We start from the raw sequence: 26012 nt of genomic DNA, 5'->3' as shown, positions 1-26012 counted from the left end.
CCTCGACGTTCAGGTAACCGGCACCGGAATGCTGACGACGAGCGACCCACGCAGGTCGGCCAGGGCCCGATCAGCCGTGCGCACCAGGCGCATGACCGTCCACCCAGGGGGATCGTCAGCTTCGACGTTTGTGGTCGGCACTGTCATCCTCCGGTGGGTCCGAAACGTTCGGTGCGGATGTTCGAGGGGTCGTAGCCGATGTCGACGAGAAGGTCGGCCACGGTTTCGACGAATCCGGTGGGCCCGCAGACGAACGCGACAACGCCGGCATCGCGGGGCCAGGCGACGCGGGCAAGGATGTCCGCGTCCAGTCGTCGAGGTGGGGCCGGCCAGCCGGGGGGCGCGACCCTGGTATAGACGTGGGTGACGGCGACAGGAGTATCGCCGGTGGCTTGTGCAGTCGCAAGATCCGCCGTGAACAGGGCATCCGACGGGGATCGGGTCGAGTAGAGGAGCCTGGTGGGAGTCGTCGCCGCACGCACCATCGACATCAGGGGCGCCACGCCGGATCCACCGCCGATCAGCAACGCCGGGCGCGGGTCGGCGGGTCGGCGTACGAACCAGCCGCCGAGCGGCCCACGGATCTCGAGGTGGTCACCCGGCTCCGCAACCTCGACGAGGTGCGGCGAGACCTCGCCGTCGATCACCGCCTGGACGGTCACCTCGAGCCGGTCGGGCCCCGGGGCGGACGAGATCGAGTAGCTGCGGTGCGCCATGTAGCCGTCGGGAGCCGTCAACCGGACGTCGACGTGCTGGCCCGGCACGTGACCTGTCCAGCCGTCGACGTCGAGGACCAGGGTCCGCGCCGTCGCAGTCTCCGCGCGGGTGGCGGCGACGGTCGCCGGCTGCCAGGTCAGTCCTCCAGGTACCGCTGCTCGCGCCACGGGTCACCGTCGTTGTGGTAGCCGGCCGTCTCCCAGAACCCGGGCTCGTCGTCGAGACGCAGTTCCAGAGCGCGCAGCCATTTCGCGCTTTTCCAGAAGTACAGGTGAGGAACGAGGAGGCGAGCTGGCCCGCCGTGCACAGGAGCCAGCGGCTCCCCGTCAAACTCGTACGCCACCCAGGCTTGACCGTCGAGAAGGCCCTCGAGCGGGATGTTCGTGGTGTAGCCGCCGTAGGAGTGGGCGACCACATACTCGGCCGTGGTCTCGACGTCGGCCAGCAACGTGTCCACGGAGACGCCTCGCCAGCTCGTGCCGAACTTCGACCAGCGCGTGACGCAATGGATGTCCACGGTCGGCTCGTCGGCAGGAAGGGCGGTGAACTCCGCCCATGACCACGTGCTCCGCTCACCGGTCTCGGTGACGACGGCGAACTCCCACTCGTCGAGGTCGATGCGCGGTGTCGGTCCCGCCGACAGTACCGGGAAGTCGTCCGTGCGGTACTGACCGGGTGGGAGATCGGCGTCGTCGCGTCTGCGGCCCCCGAAACCGCGGGTGATCACTGCCATGCGCCCCGCCCTGAGTTGTGGGCGTATTGCCGCACTCTGGCGTCAGTAAACTGGACCATACCGTCCAGGTTACGCTGATGTGGTGACTGTCGGCAAACCTCGCTGGCTTTCGGTGGCGTAAGCCTCAGCATTCGTGGCGGTCGCGGCGGTGCGTGGTCGTTCGGCGGATGCCTCTGTGATACGGACTTGACGGTCCAAACAATCTCGGCCGTCGGTGAGAAGCCTCGCCCAGCAACCTGGGGCAGTCGTGGTCAGAGCCTCCACGGCAATCCTCTCCGTGGAGGCTCTGACCACTGTTGCGGATAGGTCGGCTAGCTCAGAGGCGCGGGTCCTGCTGGACCTTCAGGGCGTTGAGGATCGGGTCGCTCTCGCCCTTCTCCCGGCGAAGCTCGATCTTCAGATCGCCACCGGCGTGCTCGACGGTGACAGTGTTCATGTCCGCGCTCAGCGCACCCACCTTCGCCCGCACGTCGTGGTCGTAGAGCACGACCTTGCCGTCGGCCAGCACATCGAAGGCACGCTTGCCGGCCTTGACCTTCTCGATCTCCGCGAAGTCGAGGCCGATCCGGTACGTCCCGGCGGGGGCGTTCTTGAACACGTAGCTGAACGTCCGCCCGGTCCGCTGGGTGCGGAACAGCGCGTCGTCCTCGGTGCCGGCGATGTCGGCAGTGGTGGCACGCGCCTTGCCGCCGACGTAACCCCACGGCCGCGAGCCGAGCCCCTGGTCGGGCGACCAGAAGAAGCCGTCGGCACCGACGTACCCGGATCCGCCGACGTCGACGCCCTTCCAGTAGGCCGAGGTCGCCAGACGGACCGGCTTGAGCTGAGCCTCGCCCTTGCCGGCGTTCGATGCCACGAGCAGGTCCCCGACGAGTACGCCGGGCTCGACGCCGGCGTTGTCGGCGGTCGCCGTGACAGTGGTGGACGTGCCGGCCGCGAGCGTGACGGTGCCGGTTGCTGCCGCGCCCGTGAGGGTCAGCCACGGAAGATCGGCGGCCTCGTGCCCACCGTCGCTGGTGCGCTTCTGCTCGCTGATCCGCACCTCGAGCGGGGCGGAGCCGGTGTTGGTCACTGTCAGGTCAGCCGTCGCCTTCTGGTCCCGGTCGAGGAGCCAGTCGAAGTCACCTGCGGTGACGGTGGCGATGCCCGTGGTCAACGCCGTGTCGACCGTCTCGGCCTGGTCCTTCTTGGCGATGGTCACGGGGTGGCTGGCGGTGGCGTAGTTCGGTGCCTCGACCTGCACGGTGTTCTCGCCGACCAGTGCCTGAGCCTTCCAGCGGCCCTTGGCGTCGGCGGTGATGACCCGTTCACCGGCCGGCCCCTTGAGCGTGATGATCGCGCCCTCGATCGGCTTGCCGTCGTTCTTGTCGGTGACGGTGCCCTCGATCGTGCCGGCGGCCGGGAGGGTGTACTCCAGCCCCAGGCCTGCCTTCAGGATGGGCTGGTTGAAGGAGTATTGGCTCGCGGGGTTACGCGTCAGGCTCTCCACGCCGACCGTTGCCGACGAGCCCTTGGTGAGAGGGTTGTCGCCGCCGACGCCGTCGCCGTACCCGATCTGGATCCGTCCGTCCGCGATCAGGGTGACCGAGAAGCTCACGCGAGCGGTCCGGTCGCTGTAGAAGGCGATGTTGCGCCACTCGACGACCTGCGCAGCCAGCCCGTCCACCTCGGTCGTGCCGAAGTAGATGCCCGCCTCGTCGTCGACGATGAGGTCGTCCCAGAGCGGATAGATCGCGTCGATCGGGTACGACGACGGCAGTGCCGTGTTGTTGCCCAGCGTGCTGGCGCGGTCGAAGGTCAGCGTGCCGTTCGTCGTCACGCACACCCCGTCCCAGGCCGTGTCGTAGAACGGAGCCAGGAAGCTGGAGTCGAACCACAGAGGGCCGCAGAGGTCGTCGCCGTGCCACCCGGACTCCTGCGTGCCCTGGCGGTAGAGCCCGTCGGTCACCTTCATGGAGTACGAGCGACCGGCGGGGGCCACCGGCACGGGGCCCGGCTCCGGCTCCTCGGGCTGAGGCTCCGGCTCCGCCTCGTCCGCGCGTGGGTCGAGCGTCACCCGCAACGCGGCGATGGTCGGGGCCTTCAGGCCCTTCGAGCCCCGTAGCTCCACCGACAGCGGACCGCCCTCGTGCTTCACGACGGCGGTGCGCCAGTCGGCGACGTTCGGCCCCACGACTGAGGCCGGGTCGTACGCGTACTCCGTCAGTGTTCCGTCCACGAGGACGTCGAACACCCGCTTGCCCTCGGCCACGTTCTCGATCTCGGCGAACCCGAAGTCGACCGCGTAGGTGCCAGTGGGCGCGTCCGGGAAGCGGTAGAACAACTGCTTGTCCGGCGTGGTGCGCTGCGACTGGAACAGGGCGTCGTCAGTCGTGCCTTCGATTCCGGCCTTCGTGGCGGTGACCTTGGTCTTCCCCTCGTAGCCCCACGCCTTCTTACCGGCGGCCTGGTCGGCGAGCCAGGTGTAGCCGGAACCGTCGGTGAACTTTGCGCCGCCGGCGTTGACGCCGACCTGGTACTTCGTGGTCGTGAGCGTCACCGGGACGTAGGTCTTGGACTGGCGTCCGGAGTCGGACCTCACCACGATGTTCGCGCCGAGGACCCCGGGCTTGGCGTCCTTCGAGGAGATCGAGACCTTGACTGTCGTCGACTGACCAGGGGCGAGGGTGCCGCCGGTCGAGGAGAGCGACAGCCACGGCAGGTCGGTGAGTAGATCGTCCTCGACGTCGACAAGCACGACGTCGTCGGCGAGCTGGTCCGCCGCCCACAGCGCACCGGTCGCGTCGGTTTCGAGGCCGCCGCCCTGGCCCGCCTTCTGGCCCGGGAACCACCACGCGTTCACCAGGGAGCAGTCGTCGGGGTCGACCTGCAGCAGGCGGGTGGGCCGGTTCGAGGTGAGGTCGGTGTACCAGATGGTGTCGGACGCCTGGTTGTAGGCCAGGCCCATCACCTCGGGCAGCGGCGGGGCGCAGAAGGACAGCAGCGCACCCGGGTTGTCGTGCGACGTGCCGGCGACGGTGCCGATCATGCCGTTCGCCCGGCCGCCGACGTAGAACACGTCAGCGGTCGGGTTGTAGGCGAGACCGGTCAGTGGCAGCGTGGACCAGTCACCCTTGATCTGCCTCGTCTCCTTGCCGGTGTCCCGGTTGAAGCAGTGGATGTAGCTGGCCGGGCTGTCCTCCATCTGGCACATGTCACCGGTCTTGGTGTCCAGGGCCATGTCGAACGCCCGGTACGCGGGGTTCCACGACGCGTCGAAGACCTTCCCGGTCGGCTTGCCCGTCACCGTCCAGGCGGTGTTGGTCCGCTTGTTGTAGTCGTGGACCCAGACGTCGCCGTCGTACCCGATGCCGGTGGGCTCCTTCTCCGCGATCGTGCCCGGGATGGCGATCCGGGTGATCACGTCTCCGCCGGAGGTCGCGCCGACCTTGCCGGCCGCCTGCGCTTCCGCGGCACGCGCCGTCGCCGCCTTGCCGTCGACGTTCGACGGCTTCATGCCGCTCGCACCGGCCTTCCAGGCGGCGAGGTCGATCGTGCTGGCCGTGCCCTTCCCGGTGCGCGCGGTGACGCCGGCGGCGTCGAGGTCGGGGTGGCGCGCGACCTCGCCCAGGTCGTACGTGAGCGGGGCGGAACCGTTGTTGGTCAGCGTCAGCGTGCCCGCGCCGTTCTGGTCGGCACCCAACAGCGCGTCGAGGCCGTCGGCCTTCAGGCCGGCGACACCAGTGGTCAGCCGCGCGTCGATCTTCGCCTTCGCGTAGAGCTTGTCGAGCGAGAAGGGGTACGCCGCGGTCAGGTAGTTCGGCGCGTCGACGGTCATGGTGTAGTCGCCGACCGGAAGCTGGCGATGCACGATGCCCGTCCCGTTGGTCGTGACGGTCTCGACGAGCCCCAACTTGTTCGTGAACGAGACCTTGGCCCCGGCCACCGGCAGCCCGTCGTTCTGGTCGACGACTGTCGCGTCGAGGTACCCGAAGTCAGGCAGGTCGTAGGTGACGACCATCCCGTCGCGCAGCACCGGGGCGTGGTCGGAGAACCTGATGCCGTCGACGCCCGCCCAGCCCTGAATGCCGGTGACGGCGTGCGCGCCGGCGGTCACCGGGTCGTCGGACCCGACGCCGTCGCCGTACCCGAAGATCACCGTGCCGGAGCGGGTGAGCGTGGCCGAGAAGTTGACCGGCTCCGTGTACTCCGTCCGGTCCGGATAGGCCCAGAGCTTGGCGTTGCGGTACTCGACGACGAACGCGTCCTCACCGTTGACCTTGGTCGCTGCCGTGAAGACGCCTCCACCGGGCGCGAACTCGACGGGGGTCTCGACGTAGAACGGGAAGATGCCCGCCCCGCCATAGCCGGGTCCGGTGGCGCCGTCCGGGGCGATCACACCGCGCAGGCCGACGCCGAGGCTGTCGTGGCTGCCGTTGTAGAGCGCGATCGGGAACGGCAGTTGCACCGTCGCCCACACGCCACTGCCGAACGCGACCGGATCGGTGCCGCGCAGGTACTCGCCGTCGGAGAGGGCGCAGCTGTAGCCGCCCTCGTCGACGACGAGCCCCACGGGGATCTCCCGCGACTCGTTCTGCGCGCCGACGGTCAGCGGCACTGTGGTGGGGGAGAAGCAGGCGTTGGGCTTGACGTTCAGCGTGTACCCGCCCTCGGGGACAGCGCCGATCGTGAACGCGCCGTTGGCGTCCGTGCGTACCGGCTTCAGCGGCGTGCCCGTGACGGAGACGTCGGCGTTCGGGACGGGCCGCTTCTTGTCATCGACGACAGTGCCGCTGATGTCGTGCCGCCCGGCGGCCGTGAGTGGCAGCGTGACGGAGGTGTCCTGGCCGAGGGCGATCGTGACGCTGGCGGTCGCGGTCAGGTAGCCGAAAACCTTGGTGCTGAGCTGGTAGTCGCCGACCGGGAGGTTCGTCGTGAACCGGCCGTCCTTGTCGGTACCGATCGACCGGCTGAACGGCCCGCTGATCGTCACCTCGGCAGCGGGGACCGGGGTGCCGTTGGCGGTGACGACACCGGTGAGGGTGCCGCCCTGTCGGGGCGCGAGCTCGAGCAGGCGGACGAGGTCGAGCCGTCCCTCGCCGTACTTGTTGTTGACCGCGGCGGTGCCGCCGCACTCGGTGTCGTCGACGTCGACGGCCGACTCGCCGAGCAGCCGGCGGGTTTCGTCGACCTGCCCGATGAGGGTCGGGTCGTAACTCCACAGCGCCGCGACGGCGCCGGCGACGTGGGGGGCCGCCATCGAGGTGCCGGACATCTCGACGTAGCTGTTGCCCGGGTAGGACGAACGGACGCCGTCGCCTGGAGCGGAGATCTCGGGCTTGATCCGGCCACCCTGACCCTCACCCTTGCGGGAGAACAACGAGAGCGTGCCGTCCGGCCGGTAGGCGCCGACGGAGTAGGCGCTCTCGGCGGAGCCGGGTGAGGAGACGGTGTCGCAGGCCGCGTACGGCGTGGTGTTGCCCGATGACCAGACGCTGAAGATGCCCGCGGCGCTCCAGGCCTCGTCGATGGCCCGGAAGAAGTCGTCGAAGCTGTGCTCGACGGTCTGGCCCCACGAGTTGTTGACGACGTGGGGGCGCTTGGACGGGTCGGGGTTGTTCCCCTGGACGTCGGTCGGGGCGAGCAGCCACCAGCCGGACCGCAGCAGCGACTCGACGCCGCTGCTGTCGCAGCAGCCGTTCGTCGCGATCCACCGCGCGTCCGGGGCGACGCCGACGTGGTTGGTGCCGTCGTCGCCGACCATGGTGCCCATGGTGTGCGTGCCGTGTCCGTTGTCGTCGCACGGTGCGCCAGTGCACGTGCCCCGGGCGCCCATCCAGTTGTAGTTGTGGTCGACGGTGCCGTCGGGCTTCGTGCCGCGGTACTGGTGCACCAGGGCGGGGTGGTCGAACTGGACGCCCGAGTCGAGGTTGGACACTGTGATACCCGCACCGGTGGCGCCCATGGCCCACGCCTGCGGGGCGTGGATGGCGTCCAGACCCCACGAGACGGTGCCCGCCTCGGCGCCGGCCTTCGGGGCGGTCGGGCGGGCAGCCTGGTCAGTGGGGATCTTCTCGTCCACGGGCTCGACCAGCGCGGCCTGCGGCGTCGCGTGGATCTCGGCGACCTGCACCTTGGAGGCCACGTCGAGGGCGAGCTTCTCGGTGCCCCCCTTGACGAGCACGGCGTTGGCGATCGGGTAGGAGGTGTACTTGACGCCCGCCCGGTCGAGGTCGGTGGAGACGGATGCCAGGGAGTCCTTCGTCGCTGCGGTCAGCGCGTCGTAGACGAACTGACCACGAGCGGTCCAGTCGGTGAGCTTCTTCGCCGGACCGAGGTCGGCAGTGGTCTCGAACCTGATCCAGAAGTCGGAAGCCGGAGACGTGCGGAAGCGATCCTTCAGGTTCGGGGCGATCTTGTTGACGGCGGCGGTGGGATCCGGTTCAGCGGCAGACGCCGGTGGAGCCTGGACCATGCTCAGACCGACCGCTGCGGCAAGCGTTGCCGCGAGGGCTTTGAGTCTCATGAGAATCCTTCGACCTACAGGGGTTGGTAGGGGTCGTGGTTCTTGTGGTCGTCGGCACCGTCGCCACCGTCAACGTCACGGGCGTCGGGAGCGCTGACACGCGGCTCGTGGGGCAGCTCGGGTGGTGGCGGGCGCTCGATGGCGGCGTCGTCACCCACGACAGGTCGCTCAGGCATGCATCGCCCAACGGCTATGAATCATCCAGTCATGCTCGGCGGGACGAGTGACCGTCGCTATCCAGCGGATACGTCAATTTTCACGACGCGTCGTGCAAGGAGTCCTCTTCCGCGAAAACTCCGGCCTCGACTGCCTTGACCGCGAGCGCGGTCCGCGAGCTCACTTTCAACTTGCGCATCGCGGCACGCAGCTGCTGATCCACTGTGGCCGGCGACTTGGCCAGGATCCGGCTGATCTCCCGGTTCGTCTTGCCGGCGACAACCAGTTGGACCACGTCGAGCTCGCGGGGTGAGAGCTGGTCGCCGTACCCGCGTCGGCCGCCGCGCCACAGTCGAGGGACGTCGGCGCCCTGTTCGCGAAGCCGCTGTGCGACCCGGTCCGCATCGCCGCGGGCCCCGAGCCTGAACAGCTGCTCGTACTGTGCCGCCAACAGCTCTCGGCCCTGCTCGATCTGGCCCTGTGCGATGAGCGCCTCGGCTTGACGCTCGCGGGCGAGCATGGCGTCGTACGGGCGCGGCAACGCGCTCCAGGCGCGCGCCGCCCGACCGTGTGCCGTCGCCGCGCGGGCGTGGTCTCCGGCCGCGGTGAGCAGCAGGGCACGGCATACGGTGAGCGCGGCGCGAGGCGCAGGCGCCGTACGGCCACGCAGTCCTCTGGCGAACTGGTCGCCCAGACGGGTCGCGGCCTGCAGATCCCCTGCGGCGAGGTGCGCCTCGATCCGGGCGGGAACGAGGTCCGTCGCCCAGACCCAGATGCCTTTCCTCCGGACAGTGTCCATCGGCTCGTTGGTGATCTGCAGCGCCCGGCCGCTGTTTCCGTCCGTCAGCCACAGTCTGGCCAACGCGGCGGCGGCCTCCATCGTGTCGTCGGCTGCGCCGAGACGGGCAGACTCCTCGAGGACCAGCCGGAACTGCTCCTCCGCCGCGCGCCGCCGCCCGGCTGCCGCGGCCAGCCGGGCAGCGAGGCGAATGCTGCCGAGGTAGTGCGCCGGCCGGTCCCGGTCGGCATAGGCGAGTGCCGCGCTTCGCTCCGCGAGACCCTCCCACCGACCGGTCAGCCACGCCAGGTTGGCCTGTTCGAGTCCGACGTTATGGTGCAACCGGGACGCCTGCTCGGCCTGGGCAAGGCGCATGGCCACGTCGAGGTGTTCCTCCGCGTCGGCGTACCGACCCCAGATCAGCGCGCCGGTCCCGACATTTGCGTGGATCCGGGCGACGTCGAGGCGCTCCGCCGTCGTCGCGCCGTCGACGGGCAGGTCGGCGACGACGTCCCAGGCCTCCTCCTCGCCGAGCATGAGCAACGCCGCGGCGCGGTTGCCGGCCAGGTTCAGCCGCTCCGCGGGAGAATCGAAGCCGGCGGTGAGTTCAGCGGCGCGATCCAACCAACGCCGATGGGTCGACGCCGGCCACGGTCCCGCATAGGCCCAGCCAAGGTAGGTCATCGCCCGAGCCGCCTCGACCGGGTCGTGGTCGAGGTTGGCCACCGCCTGCTCCAGCTCGCTGAGTGCGGCCTGCGCCTCACCCCCGGTGATCAGGAGCCGACCCAGGGGGTTGCGGATCTCGGCCTGCTGGCGGGCGGAGAGACCGGGGGTTTCCAGCACCGAGCGCAAGGTACGGATCACGCGGTGGTGGGCCTCGTCGACCGGTTCACGGCGGCCCAGTGCGGCGACTCCGGCGATGCGCGCGACCCGTGCCCGGTCCACCGGCGCCAGCACGGCCCACGTCAACAGATCGACCAGCAGCTCGACCGCCTTGGTGTGGTCACCCGAGGCCATGGCCAGCTCGGCACTCTGCTCGGCGTACCGCGCCCAGGACTGCGTCTCGCCCGCCTCACGGAAGTGGTGGGCGAGGCGTGCCACCGGCGGCGGATGGATGTGCTCCACGGCCCGGCCGGCCAGCAGGTGGAAGTGCCTGCGGTCGGTCAACGGGATCGCTTCGTAGACAGCCGTGGCGGCCAGCACATGCCGGAATCGCCACCGGCCGCGGTCGTCTCCGTCCAGGACACCGGCGCCGGCCGCCTCCGCGACAGCGCCTCGACACGCACCTGGTGACAGACCGGCGGTCATCGCTATCGTTTCCACCGACGACCGCTCAGCCAACGTCGCCGCGGCCCGCAACACCTGCTGCGCCGTCGGCGACAGACGGCCCACCCGCTCCCGGGTGGAGTCGCGCACCGTTGGCGGCACCTGAAGCTCGCGCAACTTCAGCCGGACCCACTGTCCGTCGCGGAACACGAGGTCGGCGCGGTCGCACATGAGGCGAACCGACTCCTCCACGGCCAGCGGAACGCCGCCGGTCCGCTCGTGCATGAACGTCGTGAACTCCTGGGAAATCGGGTTGCCGTCCAGCATCGAGGACACCAGCGCTGCCGTGTCCGCGGGGCGCATGGGCGCCAGGGCGATCCTCAGCTGGGTCACGCCAGCAGGCAACCGGGACGTCAGCCGCAGCAACAGTGATCCGTCGTCCACCTCCTCCGGCCGATAGGAGATCACGAGACTGGGCCCGTTCGACTGCTGCCGGGAGGTGACGAACAGCAGGAACTCCAGGGTCACCTCGTCGGCCCAGTGAGCGTCCTCGAGCACGAGGACGTCGACACCCAGAGCCCGCAGCAGCTCCTCCAGGGCGCGGAACAGGCGATGCCGTGCCGCCTTCGCATCGCCCAACGGCTGCAACGCGGGCGGCAGGTCCGCGGACCACTCAGGGAACAGGGGCCGTAACGCACCCGCAAGCTCGGTGAGCCGCAATCGCGACACCGGACGGTCGATCCCACGGAACGCGTCGACGATCGGCCCCAACGTCAGCGACTCGCGAAGCGGTGGGCACACCGACACCAAGGCAGTGCGCTGATCCGGCGCGGCCAACCACTCTCGCAGCAGTCGGCTCTTCCCGATCCCCGCCTCGCCCTCGACCAGCACGATCGCCGGTGGTCGGGCCAAGGCGCCCCGAAGGGCCGCCACCTCCCGATCACGACCCACGAAATGCGGAGTGGAGACGGTCGGTGAGGTCCCGTCGTCCTCGGGCGAGGGGTCGAGCATGCGTGATGATCTCGCTTTCCGCTGCTCGGACACAAGTACCACCGTGGGCGACCGTCGGGCGACTGACGCAGGTAGTGGTCAGCGGTTGTTCGCCGATGTTGGCCGCCTGCCACTCGACCGGGTGGCACCCTGAGCACGTGGACTGGGCAGTGAGCCGGGGAGAGCTGGCATCGGGACTACGGTGAACGGCCTCTGATGCGTACCGCGTTGATCGTAGTGGCCGCGCTGGCGACGGCGGTGGTCGTGGACCTGATCTCTGGCCTGGTCGTCCGCCGGGTAGCCCGTGGCCGTTACCGGTGGCTGCTGGAGCCGCTGCGGCATGCCTGCCGCCGCCCGGCGGCGGCGCTGCTGCTGGCCGGGGCGCTGTACTACGCGCTGCCGTTGGGCCCGGCCGGGTGGCAGCCTCATCTGCGGCACGTCGCCTGGGTGACGTTGGTGATATCCGGGGCATGGTTGGTGAACAAGGCGTTGCACGTGGCCGAGGCGGTCGCGTTCAGTCGACTGCCTGGTGACGCGGTCGCCAGCCGGCGGGTCCGGCGGGCCCGGACGCAGATTCGCCCCGTGCGGCGGCTCACCGTCGCCGTGATCACGATCGTCGCGATCGGCCTGATCCTGATCACCTTTCGGCCGGTACGCCTCTTCGGCGTCTCCGTGTTGACGTCGGCGGGGGTGGCCGGCGCGTTGATCGGCCTGTCGGCCCGTACCGCGCTCGGCAACGCGTTCGCCGGTGTCCAGGTCGCGTTCGCCGACGGCCTGCACGTCGGCGACGTGCTGGTGGTGGACGGCGAATGGGGCCGAGTTGAGGAGGTGAAGCTGACCAACGTGGTGATCCGGCTCTGGGACGAGCGGATGCTCGTCCTGCCGACCACGTACTTCACCGAGCGGCCGTTTCAGAACTGGACCCGGAACGAGTCCAGAATCGTCGGCAGAATCCAAATCCATGTCGACCACACCGCCGACCTGGACGACCTACGCCGGGAAGCGCGCCGGCTGGTCGAGTCCTCACCGCTGTGGGATCGCGACCAGTGGGTGCTCCAGATGGTCGACTCCACCCCCCAGACGGCGGTCATCCAGGTGCAGGCCTCGGCCGCCGACCCCGCCAGCGCCTGGGACCTGCGCTGCGACCTGCGCGAGGGACTCGTTCGCTACCTTCGCGACCGCCATCCTCAGTGGCTGCCCCGCACCCGCGGCCAGTATCAGCCTTGAGTCGGGCGGGCCCGACGGCCCGATTACCTCCCGCTGTGCGACTGCCCGCTCTTCTCGTCCCGCCAGCCATCGGGGTGGGGATGATAGCCGTAAGCGGCAGCCCGTACCGTTTCCTCGTTTTCCAGCCCGGAGCCGATCGCGCCGCCGACGGTGGCCAGCGAGCCGGTGATCCAGGCGAGCGTCAGATAGTCGGTGAAGTCGACTGGCCGCTGCAAGGTCTGTTCCAGCACGGAGGTGTCGATCAGCAGCGCCGCGACGAGCACCGTTCCCACGAACAACACCACGTAGGACAGCACCGTGGCCAGAGTGAGGGTGAGGATCGTACCCAGGTTGAACAGCCGTGCCAGCTCGGTCGGCGTCTCGCGGCTCGGTTTCTCCCACAGGTCGTGCGCGATGATCAACCAGGCCACCAACGCTGTCAGCCCGAGCAGCATGATCACGGCGAGCCGGAGTCCGCCGAGCGCATCGCCGATCTGCCAGATGGTGTCCGTGGTGAGCGCGAACGCGGCGGTGCCGAACGCGCCGACCAGCAGCTTCGACAGGCCCAGCAGGGCACGCCCCGGACGGTTGGCTCGAACCATGCCGATCAACAGCCGTAACCGGCCGGTGAGCCGTGAGGCGACGTAGCGCCGCTCACCGGCGTCGGCCTCGCCGACCACCCGGTGTACGGCGGGAACCCGGCTTGCCATCTCGGCCGGTGCCCAGCCGCCCGGCGGCACCCGCTGGTCGGTTGCGTCGGCCAGCAGCCGGCTCACCAGATCCGGAACGGCTGCGCGGGCCGCTCGCAGTTGGTGCATTCCCAGCGCGGGCAGGGACACCACAGCGACTCGACGCCGAGCGGAGGTCTGCGCCACCAGCGGCACCCGCTCGGCATGCAGCGGCAGATCGGTCAGGCAGATGGCGAGGTCCCAGTGGTCCTCGGCACGCCGACGGGCAAGATCATCGAGTAGCGCCTCAACGCCGCCGTCGCGGCGGGGCGCCACCTCGCCCCAGCCTTCCCGGACGATCCACCGCACGTCCGCGTTCACCCGCTCGGCCAGCCCGCTGGCCAGTTCGGTGGTGAGCCGCGCGGCCACCCGGGCCGGGTGGTCCGGCGGGGTTGCCACCAGTCCGACGACGATCTCCGGGCGGTCCTGTTCACTCTGCGTCATCGGTGCTCCTCACCGGTAGCCGGGCCCGGCCGCTGACGGCGAACAAACCGGGCCTCAGGCGCCGTCGCGGCAGCTACCCGTGCCGGCTGAGGTAGCGGTACGGCCAGGCCGCCGAGAGGAGCACCCCCGACCAGCCCGTACAGCGCCACCGCGACGCACTCGTCGAACCGGGCGCCCCGCCCACGCAGCCTAAGAGAACACCCTGATCGGTGCAGCGGATTCAGTGGAAGGTGCCCTTGACCCTTCTGCGCCGGGCCGAGGGCACCGGCCAGGTGCGGCCTGACGTGGTCCTGGACGACCTCGGTCAGAGCGCCATCTGCATGAATACGTTGGCGCGGGCGTACGGCGCCAGTGGAATCTGTTCCGGGCTGACGTGCTTGAAGCCGGCGGACTCGTAGAGCCGTACCGCGTTCGGGAGCTTGGTGCTGCTACCCAGGAACAGGGTGGTCGCGCCGAGCGTGCGGGCCCGATCGATCGCCGCCTGAATCAGCTGCCGGCCGATGCCCTTGCCACGGACCGCCGGGGTCACTGCCATCTTCGACAGTTCGAAGACGTCGTCCGAGCTGCGGACCAAGGCGACACAGCCGACGATCTTCGCTTCGTCACGGACGATCAGCACGTCCCCGCCCGGGTCGACGATGGCCGCGAACGGGTCGCTCAGGGTCTTGCGGTCCGATTCCTCGATGGCGAACAAGTGGGAAATCCACTCCTCGTTGAGCGTCCGGAAGGCCTGGGCCTCCTCCCCGGTGGTGATCGACGTGATGGTCAGCGTGCTCGGGTTCATGGGTGGATTGTCAACCGCCGCCATCGCGGCGGCCAAGGCTTCGAGGCCGGTCACCTTCGCGGCGGCCAGCGGTAGGCGGACAATGGGGTGATGAAGCGAGACGTAAGCCTGATGCGGTTGACCGGAACGCGCGCCAACGGCGCTGTGGCGACGGGCGCGGCGGCTACCGGCGCGCGGGCTGCGGGGGCGGTGTCGCTCGGTGCCCTCGCCGTGGGTGCGCTGGCCGTCGGGGCCGTGGCCGTCGGGGCGTTGGTCATCGGGCGGTTGGCGGTCCGCCGGGCGGTCGTGCGGGAGTTGCGCGTCGGCCGGTTGGAGATCGACGAGTTGGTGGTGCACAGCCGACCCACTGCTGAGGGATGACCGGCGCGTCAGGGGTAGCGGCCGCCCGGGACGGGGTGGACAGACGGTCGGTCTGCCCACCCCTGGCGTCGAGTCAGTAGCGACGCAGGACGCGCTTGTCCGCGTCCAGATGGCGGTCGAGTTTGATCACGATGAACTCGTTGTTGTCCGCCTGGCCGGCCGTCCGGCCCGCCGACGACGGGAAGTTGTTGTCGTTCAGGACGGCGAGCGTGCGGTCGTCGAGGATCACCACGTCCTCGATCGTCTGGAACGGGAACGTGAACGGGTCACCGAACCCGCCGACGTGCCGAGGGTTGGCGACTGCCATCAGGTCGGCGACCAGCGTCTTGTCGAGCAGTCCGTCGCGGTTCCGGTCGCGCTTGTCGGCGAGATAGATCTTCTTGACCTTTGCCGTCTCTCCCTGGCCGTTGTCCCGCTCGATGATCAGGAAGCGGTCGCGATCGACCATGATGGCGTCACCGATCGCGTGAGCAGGAGAGTCGAGCGCGTAGGTCCAGCGCCGACCGGTGTAGGTGTTGGTTCTGGTGTCGAACTCGTTGAGCCGGAGGGTGCCGGCCGGATCGCCAGTGGTCGTGCCCTCGAGCAGCGGGTAGAGCGTGCGACCGTCCGGCGACTGGGCCATGCCCTCGAAGCCCTTACTGCTGGCGAGGTTGGCCGGGGTCGCACCGCGGCCCGGGTTCTCGGGGGCGAACACCCCGGGCAGCGGCACCGGCGCCTGTAGCAAGCGGCCCGCCCGGTCGAAGTGCAGCAGGTACGGACCGAACTCGTCACCGAGCCAGTACGTGCCGTCCGGCGTCCGGGTAATCGACTCGACATCGAAGTCGGCTCCGGTGAGCACGCGGTCGGCACGAGTGAGCGGGAATGGCACCTTGCCATACGGGTCGGTCAGGTTGATGCCACCGAGCACGTCCACGGCGCCGCTGCCGAAGTTAGGCGCGACCCGCTGCACACGCAGCACGAAGTCGGCACTGTTGGCCTTGTTGCCGAAGCCGTTGTCGGACAACACGTCGAAGGTGCCGTCGGTGTTGCGTAGGACGCCGCTGAACCCCTGGATCGGTTGGTCGGCGAACGGCGGGGTGATCCCGTTGATGGGGGCGCTGCCGAGTGACGAGCCGGACGGTTCGCTGCCGGGAACGAAGGTTGCTGCTGGCAGCGCGGCGAACTTCAACAACTCGGCCTGGTCCCACGTGTTCCGCTCGGCCGCGGCTGCGGTCGCGCCACCCGGCAGCGTCAGGGTCAGGGCGACCACCGCAGCAGTCAGGCCCACCCGCTTGCTTACTGCCATCAATCCTCATCTCTCCAGGTACGAGCAGGGCGTTCTCGGTCCGCTGGCACCGTAGAGCGACGCGGTGAATTCGAACTGACCACAGGGGAATGCACGCTCAAACCGTGCTGTCACTTCTCGTCCCTGTTCGTCACCCCGTCAGCGGCCCTGCAGGCGCTTCACGTTGTCGCCGAAGGTCCAGCCCTTCGACCCGTCCCAGTTCGCCGACCAGGTCATCAGGCCCTTCAGGCCGGGCACGGAGTTCCAGGCCTGGGTGACCAACGACGTCGACATGTAGCCGCCGCCCGCCCCGGTCTGCGCCGGCAGGCCCGGGACCTGCTTGTCGTACGGCACCCGGATGGTGGTGCCCTGAATGGTGAGCCCGTTGTTCAGGCACTGCGTCTGCACCGTGAAGCCCTGCACGGTGCCCGCCGGGTACGAGTCGCCGGCGCAGCCGTACATGCTGCCGTTGTAGTACTGCATGTTCAGCCACCAGAGCCGGCCGTTGTCCACGTACTTCTTGATGATCGGCAGGTACGAGCCCCAGATCGAGCCGTAAACCACGCTGCCGCCGGTGACGTAGGCGGTCTCCGGTGCCATGGTCAGGCCGAAGTTCGACGGCATCCGGGCCAGCACGCCGTCGATGATCCGGATCAGGTTGGCCTGCGACGTGGACAGAGTGTTGATGTTGCCGCTGCCGGTCAGGCCGGTCTCGATGTCGATGTCGATGCCGTCGAAGTGGTAGGCAGTCAGGATCGGCACTATCGTCGCGATGAACCGGTCGGCGACCGCCGTGGAGCTCAGGTCGATGCCCGCGGCGGCCCCACCGATCGACATCAGGATCGTGGCGCCGGCCGATTTGGCCTGGCACATCTCGGCCGGGGTGGCCACCTTCACGCCGACGTCCATGCCGTTCTCCCAGAGGACCGTGCCGTCCGAGCGGATCACCGGGAACGCCGCGTTGATCACGTTGTAGCCGTGCTGGTTGAGCCGGCTGTCGGTGATCGGGATCCAGCCGAGGCCGGGGTGTACGCCGTTGGAGGCTCCGTCCCAGTTCTCCCAGTAGCCCTGCAGCACCTTGCCGGCGGGCCGCGACTTCACCGCACAGGTCCCACCGGTTGGCGGCGGTGTGGTGGGGGGAGGTGTGGTCGGTGGTGGCGTGGTGGGCGGCGGGGTCGTGGGTGGTGGCGTGGTGGGCGGTGGCGTCGTCCCCGAGCACGCGCCGAGGTCACGCCAGAGCGACGGAGTGGCGGCGGGGTTCCACCCGGCGCCGGGGTGCGCGGTGTGGGTGACCAGCGCCTGGTAGAGCCGGCCGCCGTAGGTGACCTGGGCGCCCGCCTGGTAGGTGGGGCCCTCGGCCCAGGTGGGGGCGGTGCAGGCGACCATCGGGACGGCGTTGGCCGAGGGCACGGCCGCCATGCTGCTGGGGACGAAGGCGACGGCGGCCGTGACGGTCATCGCCGCCCCGGCTACCACTGCGAATATTCGACGGCTTCTCATGGCTCACTCCCCAGGCTTCGACGACCCGCGACCTCCACATATTGACGTTCGTGAGAGTTAATATCAAGGGTTGTTTACAGATACCGGGAAGTCGGTGGGGGAGCGGCCCGCACCCGATCCGCTCACTCCACGTACCGCACTGTTCGCCTGACCGACGAACAGCCGTGACGTCGCAGCCAGATCCAACAACATGTATATAGCTATGACTGGACATCACCCACACCACTGCCATCACGACCACGGATCCGACGACAACGTGCCGTACGGCCAGGTTGACATCCCCGCCGGCCTCGGCCGACGGGCACTGCTGGCCGGTGCCGGCGGAACGCTGATGCTGGCCGCGCTACCGACCGCCGCCCGGGCGGCCAACACGACGATGGCCGGCGCCCCGACCGCGGCGGTCGGTGCCGGCCGGTCGTCCCTCATCACCCAGGGCACGATGCTGGTCCACACCGACATGCACAACCACACGGTCATGTCGGACGGTGACGGCAGCGCCGAGGCCGCGTTCGCCTCGATGCGCGAGGCCGGTCTGGACGTCGCCGCGCTGACCGATCACGCCACCCTCTTCGCCATTGACGGGCTCAGCTCGTCAGAGTGGCGGACCACCGGTGACCTGGCCAACGCGGCCAACGACCCGGGCCAGTTCACAGCGATCCGCGGGTTCGAGTGGTCGCATCCGTTGCAGGGGCACATCAACGTCTGGAACACCTCCGACTTCGCCGACCTGTTGCGGGCCGGCAGCCCCGGCAGCCTGTACAACTGGCTCACCGGCCGGCCCGGGGGTCTGGCGAGCTTCAACCACCCCGGTCGGGAGGCGGGCCGGTTCAACAACTTCTCCTTCAACGCCTCGGCCCGCGATCAGCTCGTGGGGCTGGAGATGTTCAACCGGACCGACGACTTCCTCTTCGAGGGCTGGTCGTCGGGTGCGACATCACCGCTGGTGGCCTGCCTGAACGCCGGTTGGCGCCCGGCTCTGACCGGTGTCACCGACGAGCACGGCACCACGTGGGGCTTCCACGAGGGCAAGGGCCGAAGCGGCCTGTGGGTCGCCGAGAACACCCGCGCGGCGGTGTTCGAGGCGATGGCCGCCCGCCGTTCCTTCGCCACGCGCGTCTCGGGCCTACGGGTGGACGCCACCGCCAACGGCGTACGCATGGGTGGCGTGCTGAACGTGACCTCCGGCGACGTCCGGTTCCTGCTGGACCTGGACCGCGGCTCGGCCTGGGACGGCAAGCCCCTACGGATCCAGGTCCTCCGTCCCGGCACCTCGGCGCCGACCGTCGTCGACGTCATCGACACCGTCAACGGCCAGGTCACCGACTTCACAGTGCCGCTCGACGTCACCGACGGCGACTGGGTGGTGCTCCGGATCTCCGACCCGTCGCTGCCCAACGGCACCCCCGGCCCCGCCGGCCACCCGTGTAACGACTTCGCGGTGGCCTACACCAGCCCCTGGTGGCTCCGGCCCTGACCGTCGAGGTGCCGGTCCCGGCACTGCCGGCCAGCCGCAGCCTGCTGGGTCGGTCGTTCCGGGACCGGCATTCGATTTCGCGAGGTGGTCGCGTCTCGGCGTGGTCAGCGAGGTAGCGGGGGCAGCGTCGGGCTGTCGAGCCAGGCGGCGAACAGATCGCCCAGCGGCTCGCGGGCGAAGCGCTGGGCGTGCAGCCGGAACTGCGCTGTCGTCACCGTCGCGTGCTGGTGCTCGGCGACCCAGGCTCGCAGGAGCGCGAAGAACGAGTCGTCACCGACCCTCTTCCGCAGGGCGTGCACCGCGAGCGCGCCACGCTTGTAGACCAGCGGGTCGAACATCCGGTCGACACCGGGATCCGCGACGACGACCTCCCGCGGACGATCCGCGACCCACGCGTACCACTGTGCGGCCAGGGCGTCCGTGGGCAGGTCGCCGCAGACGCCGGACCACAACCACTCGGCGTACGTGGCGAAGCCCTCGTTGAGCCAGATGTGCCGCCAGTCCGCTACCGTCAGGCTGTTGCCGAACCACTGGTGGGCCAGTTCATGCACCACAAGCCGCTCGTGTGTGCGCCGCCCGTCGACGTGGTTGCGTCCAAAGACGGCCATGCCCTGCGCCTCGACGGGATCGTCGAGGTCGTCGTCGGCGACCACGACGACGTACTCGCGGAACGGGTACGGCCCGAAGAGCCGCTGCAGCGCCGACATGATCTCGCCGTGCCGGCCGAAGTCGTGGGCGGTGTTCCTGCGCAGCACCGGCGGGATCGCCAAGCGCTGCACCACCGCACCGACAGCCAGGTCCACGATCTCGTAGCGTCCGATCTGCACGCTCATCAGGTACGGCGAGGTGGGCTCGCGTCGCTCGTACACCCAGGTCGTGCTGCCCGCGCCCCGGCGTTGGAGCACCGGATCGCCGGTCACCAACACGGTGTACGCAGCGGAGGTCGTGACCGCCACCCGGAAGGTGGCCTTGGCGCCCGGCTGGTCGTCACACGGAAACCAGGACGGCGATCCGTTCGGCTGGCTGGCCACGAGCGCCCCGTCGGTGAGCTCCTCCCATCCGAGCTCGCCCCAGCGGCCGGAGATGGGCACCGGCTTCCCCGCGTACCGGACCTCCACCCGGAAAGTGTCCCCGGCGCCGATCGGCCGCTCGGGTTTGATCTGCAGCTTGTCCGGCCGGTGCAGGTACTTCGCCGGGCGCCCGTCCACCCGGACGTCCTGGACGCGGAGACGCCCGAGGTCGAGAGTGAACCGCGACAACGACTGCACGGCCACCGCGGTGATGTCCGCCCGGCCGCCGAGGCGGTTCGACGAGACCCGGTAGTCGAGGTCGAGGTCGTAGTGCAGCACCCGGTAGCCGCCGTTGCCGTGCTCGGGCAGGTAGGAGTCGCCGGAGCGGCCGGCGCCGGGCGTTGCGCCGCTCGACGGCGACGCCTTCGGGCTCACGCCGACCGTGCCGCTGGGGCCGGCCAGGTGGTGATCGGGTTGCCCAACCACCGGCTGTCGGACGGCACGGCGTCGCCGCGGGTCACCAGCGAACCGGGCCCGACGGTGGTCCGCGCGCCGATGCTCGCGCCCGGCAGGACGATGCCGTGTGGGCCCAGCGCGGCTCCCGCACCCAGTGTCACCTCGTCCATGCTCATCACACGATCATGGAACAGGTGGGTCTGCACCACACAACCGCGGTTCACCGTCGCGCCGTCGCCCAGCCGCACCAGGTCGTACTCGGGCAGCCAGTAGGTCTCCAGCCAGACACCCCGGCCGATCTTCGCACCGAGCGTGCGCAGCCACGCCGCGAGCAGTGGCGTGCCGGTCGCGAAGCGGACCAACCATGGCGCGGCGAGGACCTCGACGAACGTGTCGGCGAGCTCGTTGCGCCACACGAAGGAGGTCCACAGCGCGCGCTCGGCGACCCGGAAACGCCCGACCAGCAGCCACTTCGCGGCCGTCGCGATGGCGGCGGCGACGATCGCCGCACCCAGCAGCACCGGCCCGGCAGCGAGCGCGGCCGCCCACCACCCGGCAGCGCGCCACACGAGCGCGAGGACGGCCAGGACGCCGATCGCCAGGGCGCCGGCGCACATCACCGGAACGATCCGGCACAGCTCGATAGCAGCCCGGGCCAGCTTCAACCGGACCGGCGGATCGAAGGTGCGGCTGGTGTCGGCCGCTTCCACGGTCCGCCGCAGCGGCATCGGCGGTGCGCCGAGCCACGACGAGCCCTTCTTCGCCTTGAACGGCGCCGACGACAACACGCCGACAAGCCCACGCTTGGGCACCGAACGCCCAGGCGCCGCCATTCCTGAATTGCCGAGGAACGCCTGCTTACCGATGCGGGCCGGGGCCACCCGCAGCCACCCGTGGCTCAGCTCGTAGGTAGCGACCATTGTGTCGTCGGCCAGGAAGGCCCCGTCGGCCACCGTGGTCATCGCCGGCAGCGCGAGCACAGTGGATGCCTCCACCCCGCGCCCCACCTTCGCGCCCAGCAGCCGCAACCACACCGGTGTGAAAAGGCTGGCGTAGAGCGGAAACAGCCCGACCCGGGCCATCCCCATCAGCCGCTCGGTCGTCCAGACCTGCCACGCCACCCGCCCCTGCACCCTGTGATACCCGGCGCGCAGGCCGATGCTGAGCATCCGGACGGCCCCGAGCACCAGCAGCGCGTAGCCCACCACGTAGGCGACGGTCGCCACCGCGACGGCGCCCAGCACGGCGCCGACCGCCGGTCGGACGGCGAGCGTCCAGCCGAGCAGGGCGAGCGCCGGCAGGGCGGCCACGACCGGAACCAGCCCCAGCACCTGGGCGGTCATCCCGTACGCGAGCGGCCAGAGGCGTGCCCCCGTTCGCGATCGAGGGGGACGCCGCCCGGGCCACCCGTTCGAATCCTTGCCAGCTGCCGCGGCCGGTGAGCCGGCCCAATGGTGGTTCGCCGGGACGGCGCCGGCCACCGTCGAGCCCGCGGCGACCCGGGCACCCTTGCCGACCCGCGCGCCCGGCATCAGGGTGCTGCGGGACCCGACCCGTGCGTCGGCACCGACGCGAACCCTGCCGATGCGGACGACATCGCCGTCGACCCAGTGGCCGGACAGGTCGACCTCCGGCTCGATCGCCGCGCCCCGGCCGAGCTTCAGCAGGCCGGTCACCGGCGGCGCGGAGTGCAGGTCGACGTCGGCCCCGATCTGCGCGCCGAGAGCCCTGGCGTAAGTGATCATCCAGGATGCTCCGGCGACGCTGGTGGCGCCGCTCAGCTCGGCGAGCCGTTCGGCGGCCCACAGCCGCAGGTGCACACCGCCGCCGCGTGGATAGCTGCCGGGGCGTACCCGACGAAGCAGCAGTCGCGCTCCCGCGGCGGCCAGGGCTATCCGACCCGGCGGACTGAACAGCACAAGCCAGCCCAGCGCCACCCACCACCAGGAAACGGCCGGCGCCCACGGTGCGGGAGCGAACAGGGCGAGGACGTTGCCGAGGGCGGCCAGAACGGTCAGCCAGCGAAGCCCGACCAGCGCGAGCATCGGCACCAGCATCGCTGCCTGGATCAGCCCGGCGCGCCTCGGCACCGGCCGGACCTCCCGGCGCGTCACCGCCGTGGTGTCGAGCGCGTCGAGCACGGCCGCGAGCCGCGACAGTCTCGGGTGGAGGTAGATGTCGGCCACCGAGACGCGCGGATGCCGGTGCCGGATCCACGCCACCAGTTGCGCCGCGTTCAGGCTGCCGCCGCCGTAGGTGAAGAAGTCCGCGTCCGCCTCGGTGGGGCGTACGCCCAGGATCTCCGCCCAACCGCCAGCGAGCCACTCCTCCGTCGCGGTCAGCTCAGCAACCGTGTCGGCGGGGGTGGCCAGCGGCCAGGGCAGCGCGGCCCGGTCCACCTTGCCGGATGTCCGGGTCGGCAGCGCATCCACCACCGCCAGCAGCGGCACGAGCGCGGCCGGCAGCTGCTCACGGATCCGCAGCGCAGCCGCCGCGGCATCGAAGGTGACGCCGTCGTGCGGAACCACGTACCCCACCAGCAGTTGATTGCCCGCTGCGGTGCGCTGCACCGCCGCGGCCGCACCGGCGACGGTGGGCAGCGCCTGCAGTGCGGCGTCGATCTCACCCAGCTCGATCCGACGTCCGCCGAGCTTCACCTGCTCGTCACCGCGACCGATGAACAGGAGCCCTTCGGGCTCCGCCCGGACGATGTCCCCGCTGCGGTACGCCCGCTGCCAGCCGAGCGCGGGCAGCGTCGCGAACTTCTCGGCGTCCTTGCCCACGTCCAGGTAGCGGGCGAGTCCCACCCCGCCGATCACCAGCTCACCGGTCTCACCCATCTCGACCGGAACACCGAAGCCGTCGACCACGGCGAGCTCCCAGCCGGCCAGCGGCAGCCCGATGCGTACCGGGCCCTCGCCGGTCATCCGCGCGGCGCAGGCAACCACAGTCGCCTCGGTCGGTCCGTAGGTGTTCCAGACCTCGCGACCCTCGACGGCCAGGCGCTGCGCCAGCTCCGGTGGGCAGGCCTCCCCACCGAAGATCAGCAGCCGGACCTCCTCCAGCGCCTCGACCGGCCACAGGGCAGCGAGCGTCGGCACCGTCGACACCACCGAGATGCGCTGCTCGGCCAACCACTGACCAAGGTCGACGCCACTGCGGACGAGTGACCGCGCGGCCGGCACCAGACACGCGCCGTACCGCCACGCCAGCCACATCTCCTCGCAGGACGCGTCGAACGCGACCGACAGCCCGGCCAGGACCCGATCCTGCGGGCCGATCGGCTCACTGGCCTCGTCGGCGAGGAACAACTGCGCCTCGGCGTCCACGAAAGCCGCCGCCGCGCCGTGGCTGACCGCCACACCCTTCGGGGTGCCCGTCGAACCGGAGGTGAAGATGATCCAGGCGTCGTGGTCCGGGCCGGGCCGGCCGGTCCGACCCGCGGGGGTACGGCGCAGCGACACCGCCAGCCCGTCACCGAGGACCGCCACGACTCCCGCCTCGGCGAAGACGAGCTCGGCGCGTTCCTCGGGATCGTCCGCGTCGACCGGCACGTAGGCCGCGCCCGCCGCGAGAACGCCGAGGATCGCCAGGTACAGCTCTGCCGTACCGGAGGAGACCCGGACGCCGACCCGATCGCCGACACCGATTCCGTGCCCGGAGAGCGACCTCCGTACGGCCTCGACCTCATCGGCCAGGTCGCGGTACGTCAGCGCCGTAGCACCGTCGTCGAGCGCAAGGGCCTCGGGATGCGCGCGAACGGTGTCGTCGAGAATGTCGACCAGCGTCCGGCGGGCCGGGGCCGTGGAGGATCGGAACACCGCCGGGGTCACCGGTGCGGCAGCTATCGGCGGTAGCGCGACCACCTGGGGATCACTTGTTACGGGCACCGGGCGTTCACCATCTTCAGCTCGCGGATCAGCGTCAACCAGGCGTGCGGCAACGGACCCGCCCCGGGCAGCCCTCAACGCTACGTCGCTCCGGTCGATGATGACGGCGGAGCATCGGCTTCGTGTCCACCACCACACAGTTCATTCCGGGAACGCCGAACGACTGCGCCACGCGGCCCACACTCCTGACACCGGCGGCCGGAGACAGCCGACAGGGGTAACACCGACGCCTTGGAACCGGCAGGGGTGATGGTCGGACAGCGGCGACGAATTCAGGGATGTCTCAGTCCGCCGGGGAAGGCTTCTCGGGCGGCTGGTGGGCCGCGCGGTGGGCGTCGGCGACAGCGACACCGAGCAGCACGAACGCGGCCACGATGGAGGCGGTCAGCGGCGGGGCGTGATGCAGCGGTACGGCAGCCGTCGCCAGTGCGGCAATGGCGACGACCCGGCGGATCGACAGCCGGTTGAACACGATCCGTTCCAGGCGGATGCGGCCGTAGAGGAACAGGGCCGGACCGCCGAGGATCATCGCGAGCCAGACTGGTTCCGGACGGCCCGCGGGGTGTTCGAGGACAATCTCGTAGCCCACGGCGGTGGTGACGATGCCAACGACCATGACGACATGGGCGATGCCGGTGGCGCGGCCGGCAGCCAGCCGGTCCCGGGCGGCGGCGACCGCTTCGGCGAGGACCTGCCCGGAACGGTAGAAGTAGATCCTCCACAGCAACACTGTCGACAGGTACGCCACCACCAGCGTCGCCCAGGTGGACGTGGTGGCAGGTAGGTCGGTGAAGGTGATACCCACGGCCAGGACGGTCTCCCCGAGGGCGATCATCAGCAGTTGCTGGTAGCGCTCGGGCAGGTGGTGACCGCTGTCCATGGCCCAGGCGCTGACCGGTGGTCGGGCCCGGCCGTAGACCGGCCACCGCAGTTGAGCGGCCACGATGTCCACGGTGACGGCGATTGCCCAGAGGGCGGCTCTGGCGTTGCCACTGACCAGCGCGCCGGCCACCCAGATGCCCGCGCCGGCCGCGCACCACGGCACCGATCTCGCGTAGAGATCGCGGAGGGCGTGCCCGTGCAGGCTGGGCAGCAGGATCAGCGGGCGTACGCAGTGCAGGACCACGTACGGGAGGACGAACGACCAGCCCTTGCCGGTGAACGCGTAGGGCAGGGACGAGGCCATGACCAGTAGGCCAAAGGCGCTGGCCAGCACCACCCATTGGATTTTGCGTCGGCGGGGGTCGAACCAGCTGGTGATGTGCGCAGTGGTGATCCACAACCAGATCAACGGCAGGGCGAGCACCAGCAGGTACGCCAGCGACCGCCACTGCACGACGCGGTCGACTGCCGTGGCGTCCCTTGCCACCCGGGTCACCACTCCGGAGAGGGCGAAGACCAGCACCAGGTCGACGAAGAGCTCCAGGAAGTTCGCCTGCCGCACGTCCTCGCGGCGTTCCAGCAGATCCCGTCCGCCACTTCCCGGAAACCCCATGCCGCCCATGCTGGCTCCCGCGACACCGCCTCGACGTCAGGTCGGCCGTCCATCACACGGTCGAAGCTTCCCCCTACCGCCTCGGAAGTCGGTGCGAGTCGGGCTCGCACGGTTTCGTCGGTCGGAGCCCGCCGAGCGGGCGCTGATGGCGACGACAGCGCCCAGAAGCGCGCCTCCCGGTCGAAGCTGGTTGAGAGCGCACACCCCAGGACAGGGTGACGCTGCTCGACGACGCGTTCCCGGACAGCACCCCGCT

15 protein-coding genes are annotated in these 26012 nt (G+C 70.0%); 3 read left to right on the top strand and 12 right to left on the bottom strand.

The genetic code is table 11. The annotated features are described in order from the left end of the window. Positions 1-143: 143 nt before the first annotated feature. The 5 genes from PSH03_RS17710 to PSH03_RS17690 form a co-directional block, all read right to left on the bottom strand. A complete protein-coding gene (locus PSH03_RS17710) occupies positions 144-884 on the bottom strand; it encodes an FAD-binding oxidoreductase (protein ID WP_238689796.1) in 741 nt (246 codons plus the stop codon). Beyond that, complete coding sequence (locus PSH03_RS17705; RefSeq protein ID WP_210780498.1) at positions 854-1450, bottom strand: sulfite oxidase-like oxidoreductase; 597 nt, start codon at positions 1448-1450, stop codon at positions 854-856. Before PSH03_RS17705 ends, PSH03_RS17710 begins: the two co-directional genes overlap by 31 nt. 316 nt (positions 1451-1766) lie before the next feature. After that, complete coding sequence (locus PSH03_RS17700) at positions 1767-7955, bottom strand: S8 family serine peptidase (protein WP_238689795.1); 6189 nt, start codon at positions 7953-7955, stop codon at positions 1767-1769. Positions 7956-7969: 14 nt separating this feature from the next. Further along, positions 7970-8131, bottom strand: a complete 162-nt coding sequence (locus tag PSH03_RS17695; protein WP_238689794.1) for a hypothetical protein — start codon at positions 8129-8131, stop codon at positions 7970-7972. A gap of 80 nt (positions 8132-8211) precedes the next feature. Continuing rightward, positions 8212-11166, bottom strand: coding sequence for an ATP-binding protein (locus tag PSH03_RS17690; RefSeq protein ID WP_238689793.1), 2955 nt, complete (start codon positions 11164-11166; stop codon positions 8212-8214). Positions 11167-11361: 195 nt separating this feature from the next. Here PSH03_RS17690 and PSH03_RS17685 point away from each other — a divergent pair, with 195 nt between their 5' ends. After that, positions 11362-12372 (top strand): mechanosensitive ion channel family protein, encoded by a 1011-nt coding sequence (locus PSH03_RS17685; RefSeq protein WP_238689792.1) that lies wholly within the window; start codon positions 11362-11364, stop codon positions 12370-12372. A gap of 23 nt (positions 12373-12395) precedes the next feature. On the opposite strand, the gene PSH03_RS17680 is transcribed toward PSH03_RS17685, so the two are convergent. After that, entirely contained in the window at positions 12396-13523 is a 1128-nt protein-coding gene (locus PSH03_RS17680) for a hypothetical protein (protein WP_210780493.1), read from the bottom strand. A gap of 304 nt (positions 13524-13827) precedes the next feature. Then, complete coding sequence (locus PSH03_RS17675; protein WP_238689791.1) at positions 13828-14361, bottom strand: GNAT family N-acetyltransferase; 534 nt, start codon at positions 14359-14361, stop codon at positions 13828-13830. 36 nt (positions 14362-14397) lie between these two features. On the opposite strand from PSH03_RS17675, the gene PSH03_RS17670 reads away from it, so the two are divergent. Beyond that, on the top strand, positions 14398-14667 hold the full coding sequence (locus tag PSH03_RS17670; RefSeq protein WP_210780492.1) for a hypothetical protein: 270 nt from the start codon (positions 14398-14400) through the stop codon (positions 14665-14667). A gap of 73 nt (positions 14668-14740) precedes the next feature. Here the strand turns inward: PSH03_RS17670 and PSH03_RS17665 are convergent, their stop codons facing one another. Both PSH03_RS17665 and PSH03_RS17660 read right to left on the bottom strand, forming a co-directional pair. Continuing rightward, entirely contained in the window at positions 14741-15952 is a 1212-nt protein-coding gene (locus PSH03_RS17665; protein WP_210780491.1) for an esterase-like activity of phytase family protein, read from the bottom strand. A gap of 138 nt (positions 15953-16090) precedes the next feature. After that, positions 16091-17431 (bottom strand): carbohydrate-binding protein, encoded by a 1341-nt coding sequence (locus PSH03_RS17660; protein WP_210780490.1) that lies wholly within the window; start codon positions 17429-17431, stop codon positions 16091-16093. Positions 17432-17633: 202 nt separating this feature from the next. Here PSH03_RS17660 and PSH03_RS17655 point away from each other — a divergent pair, with 202 nt between their 5' ends. Then, positions 17634-18905, top strand: coding sequence for a CehA/McbA family metallohydrolase (locus PSH03_RS17655; protein ID WP_238689790.1), 1272 nt, complete (start codon positions 17634-17636; stop codon positions 18903-18905). 104 nt (positions 18906-19009) lie between these two features. Here the strand turns inward: PSH03_RS17655 and PSH03_RS17650 are convergent, their stop codons facing one another. From PSH03_RS17650 to PSH03_RS17640, 3 genes are all read right to left on the bottom strand, one after another. After that, positions 19010-20350, bottom strand: a complete 1341-nt coding sequence (locus PSH03_RS17650) for a M1 family metallopeptidase (RefSeq protein ID WP_210780489.1) — start codon at positions 20348-20350, stop codon at positions 19010-19012. Continuing rightward, positions 20347-24261, bottom strand: a complete 3915-nt coding sequence (locus PSH03_RS17645) for a Pls/PosA family non-ribosomal peptide synthetase (protein WP_238689789.1) — start codon at positions 24259-24261, stop codon at positions 20347-20349. The genes PSH03_RS17650 and PSH03_RS17645 overlap by 4 nt, the downstream gene beginning before the upstream one ends. Before the next feature lie 283 nt (positions 24262-24544). Next, complete coding sequence (locus tag PSH03_RS17640) at positions 24545-25756, bottom strand: low temperature requirement protein A (protein WP_210780487.1); 1212 nt, start codon at positions 25754-25756, stop codon at positions 24545-24547. Positions 25757-26012 lie beyond the last annotated feature (256 nt).

The organism is Micromonospora salmantinae, assembly GCF_022230905.1.
Lineage (GTDB): Bacteria > Actinomycetota > Actinomycetes > Mycobacteriales > Micromonosporaceae > Micromonospora > Micromonospora salmantinae.
The sequence above is the reverse complement of the archived record's forward strand: the minus strand, read 5'-3'. Positions and strand labels throughout refer to the sequence as shown.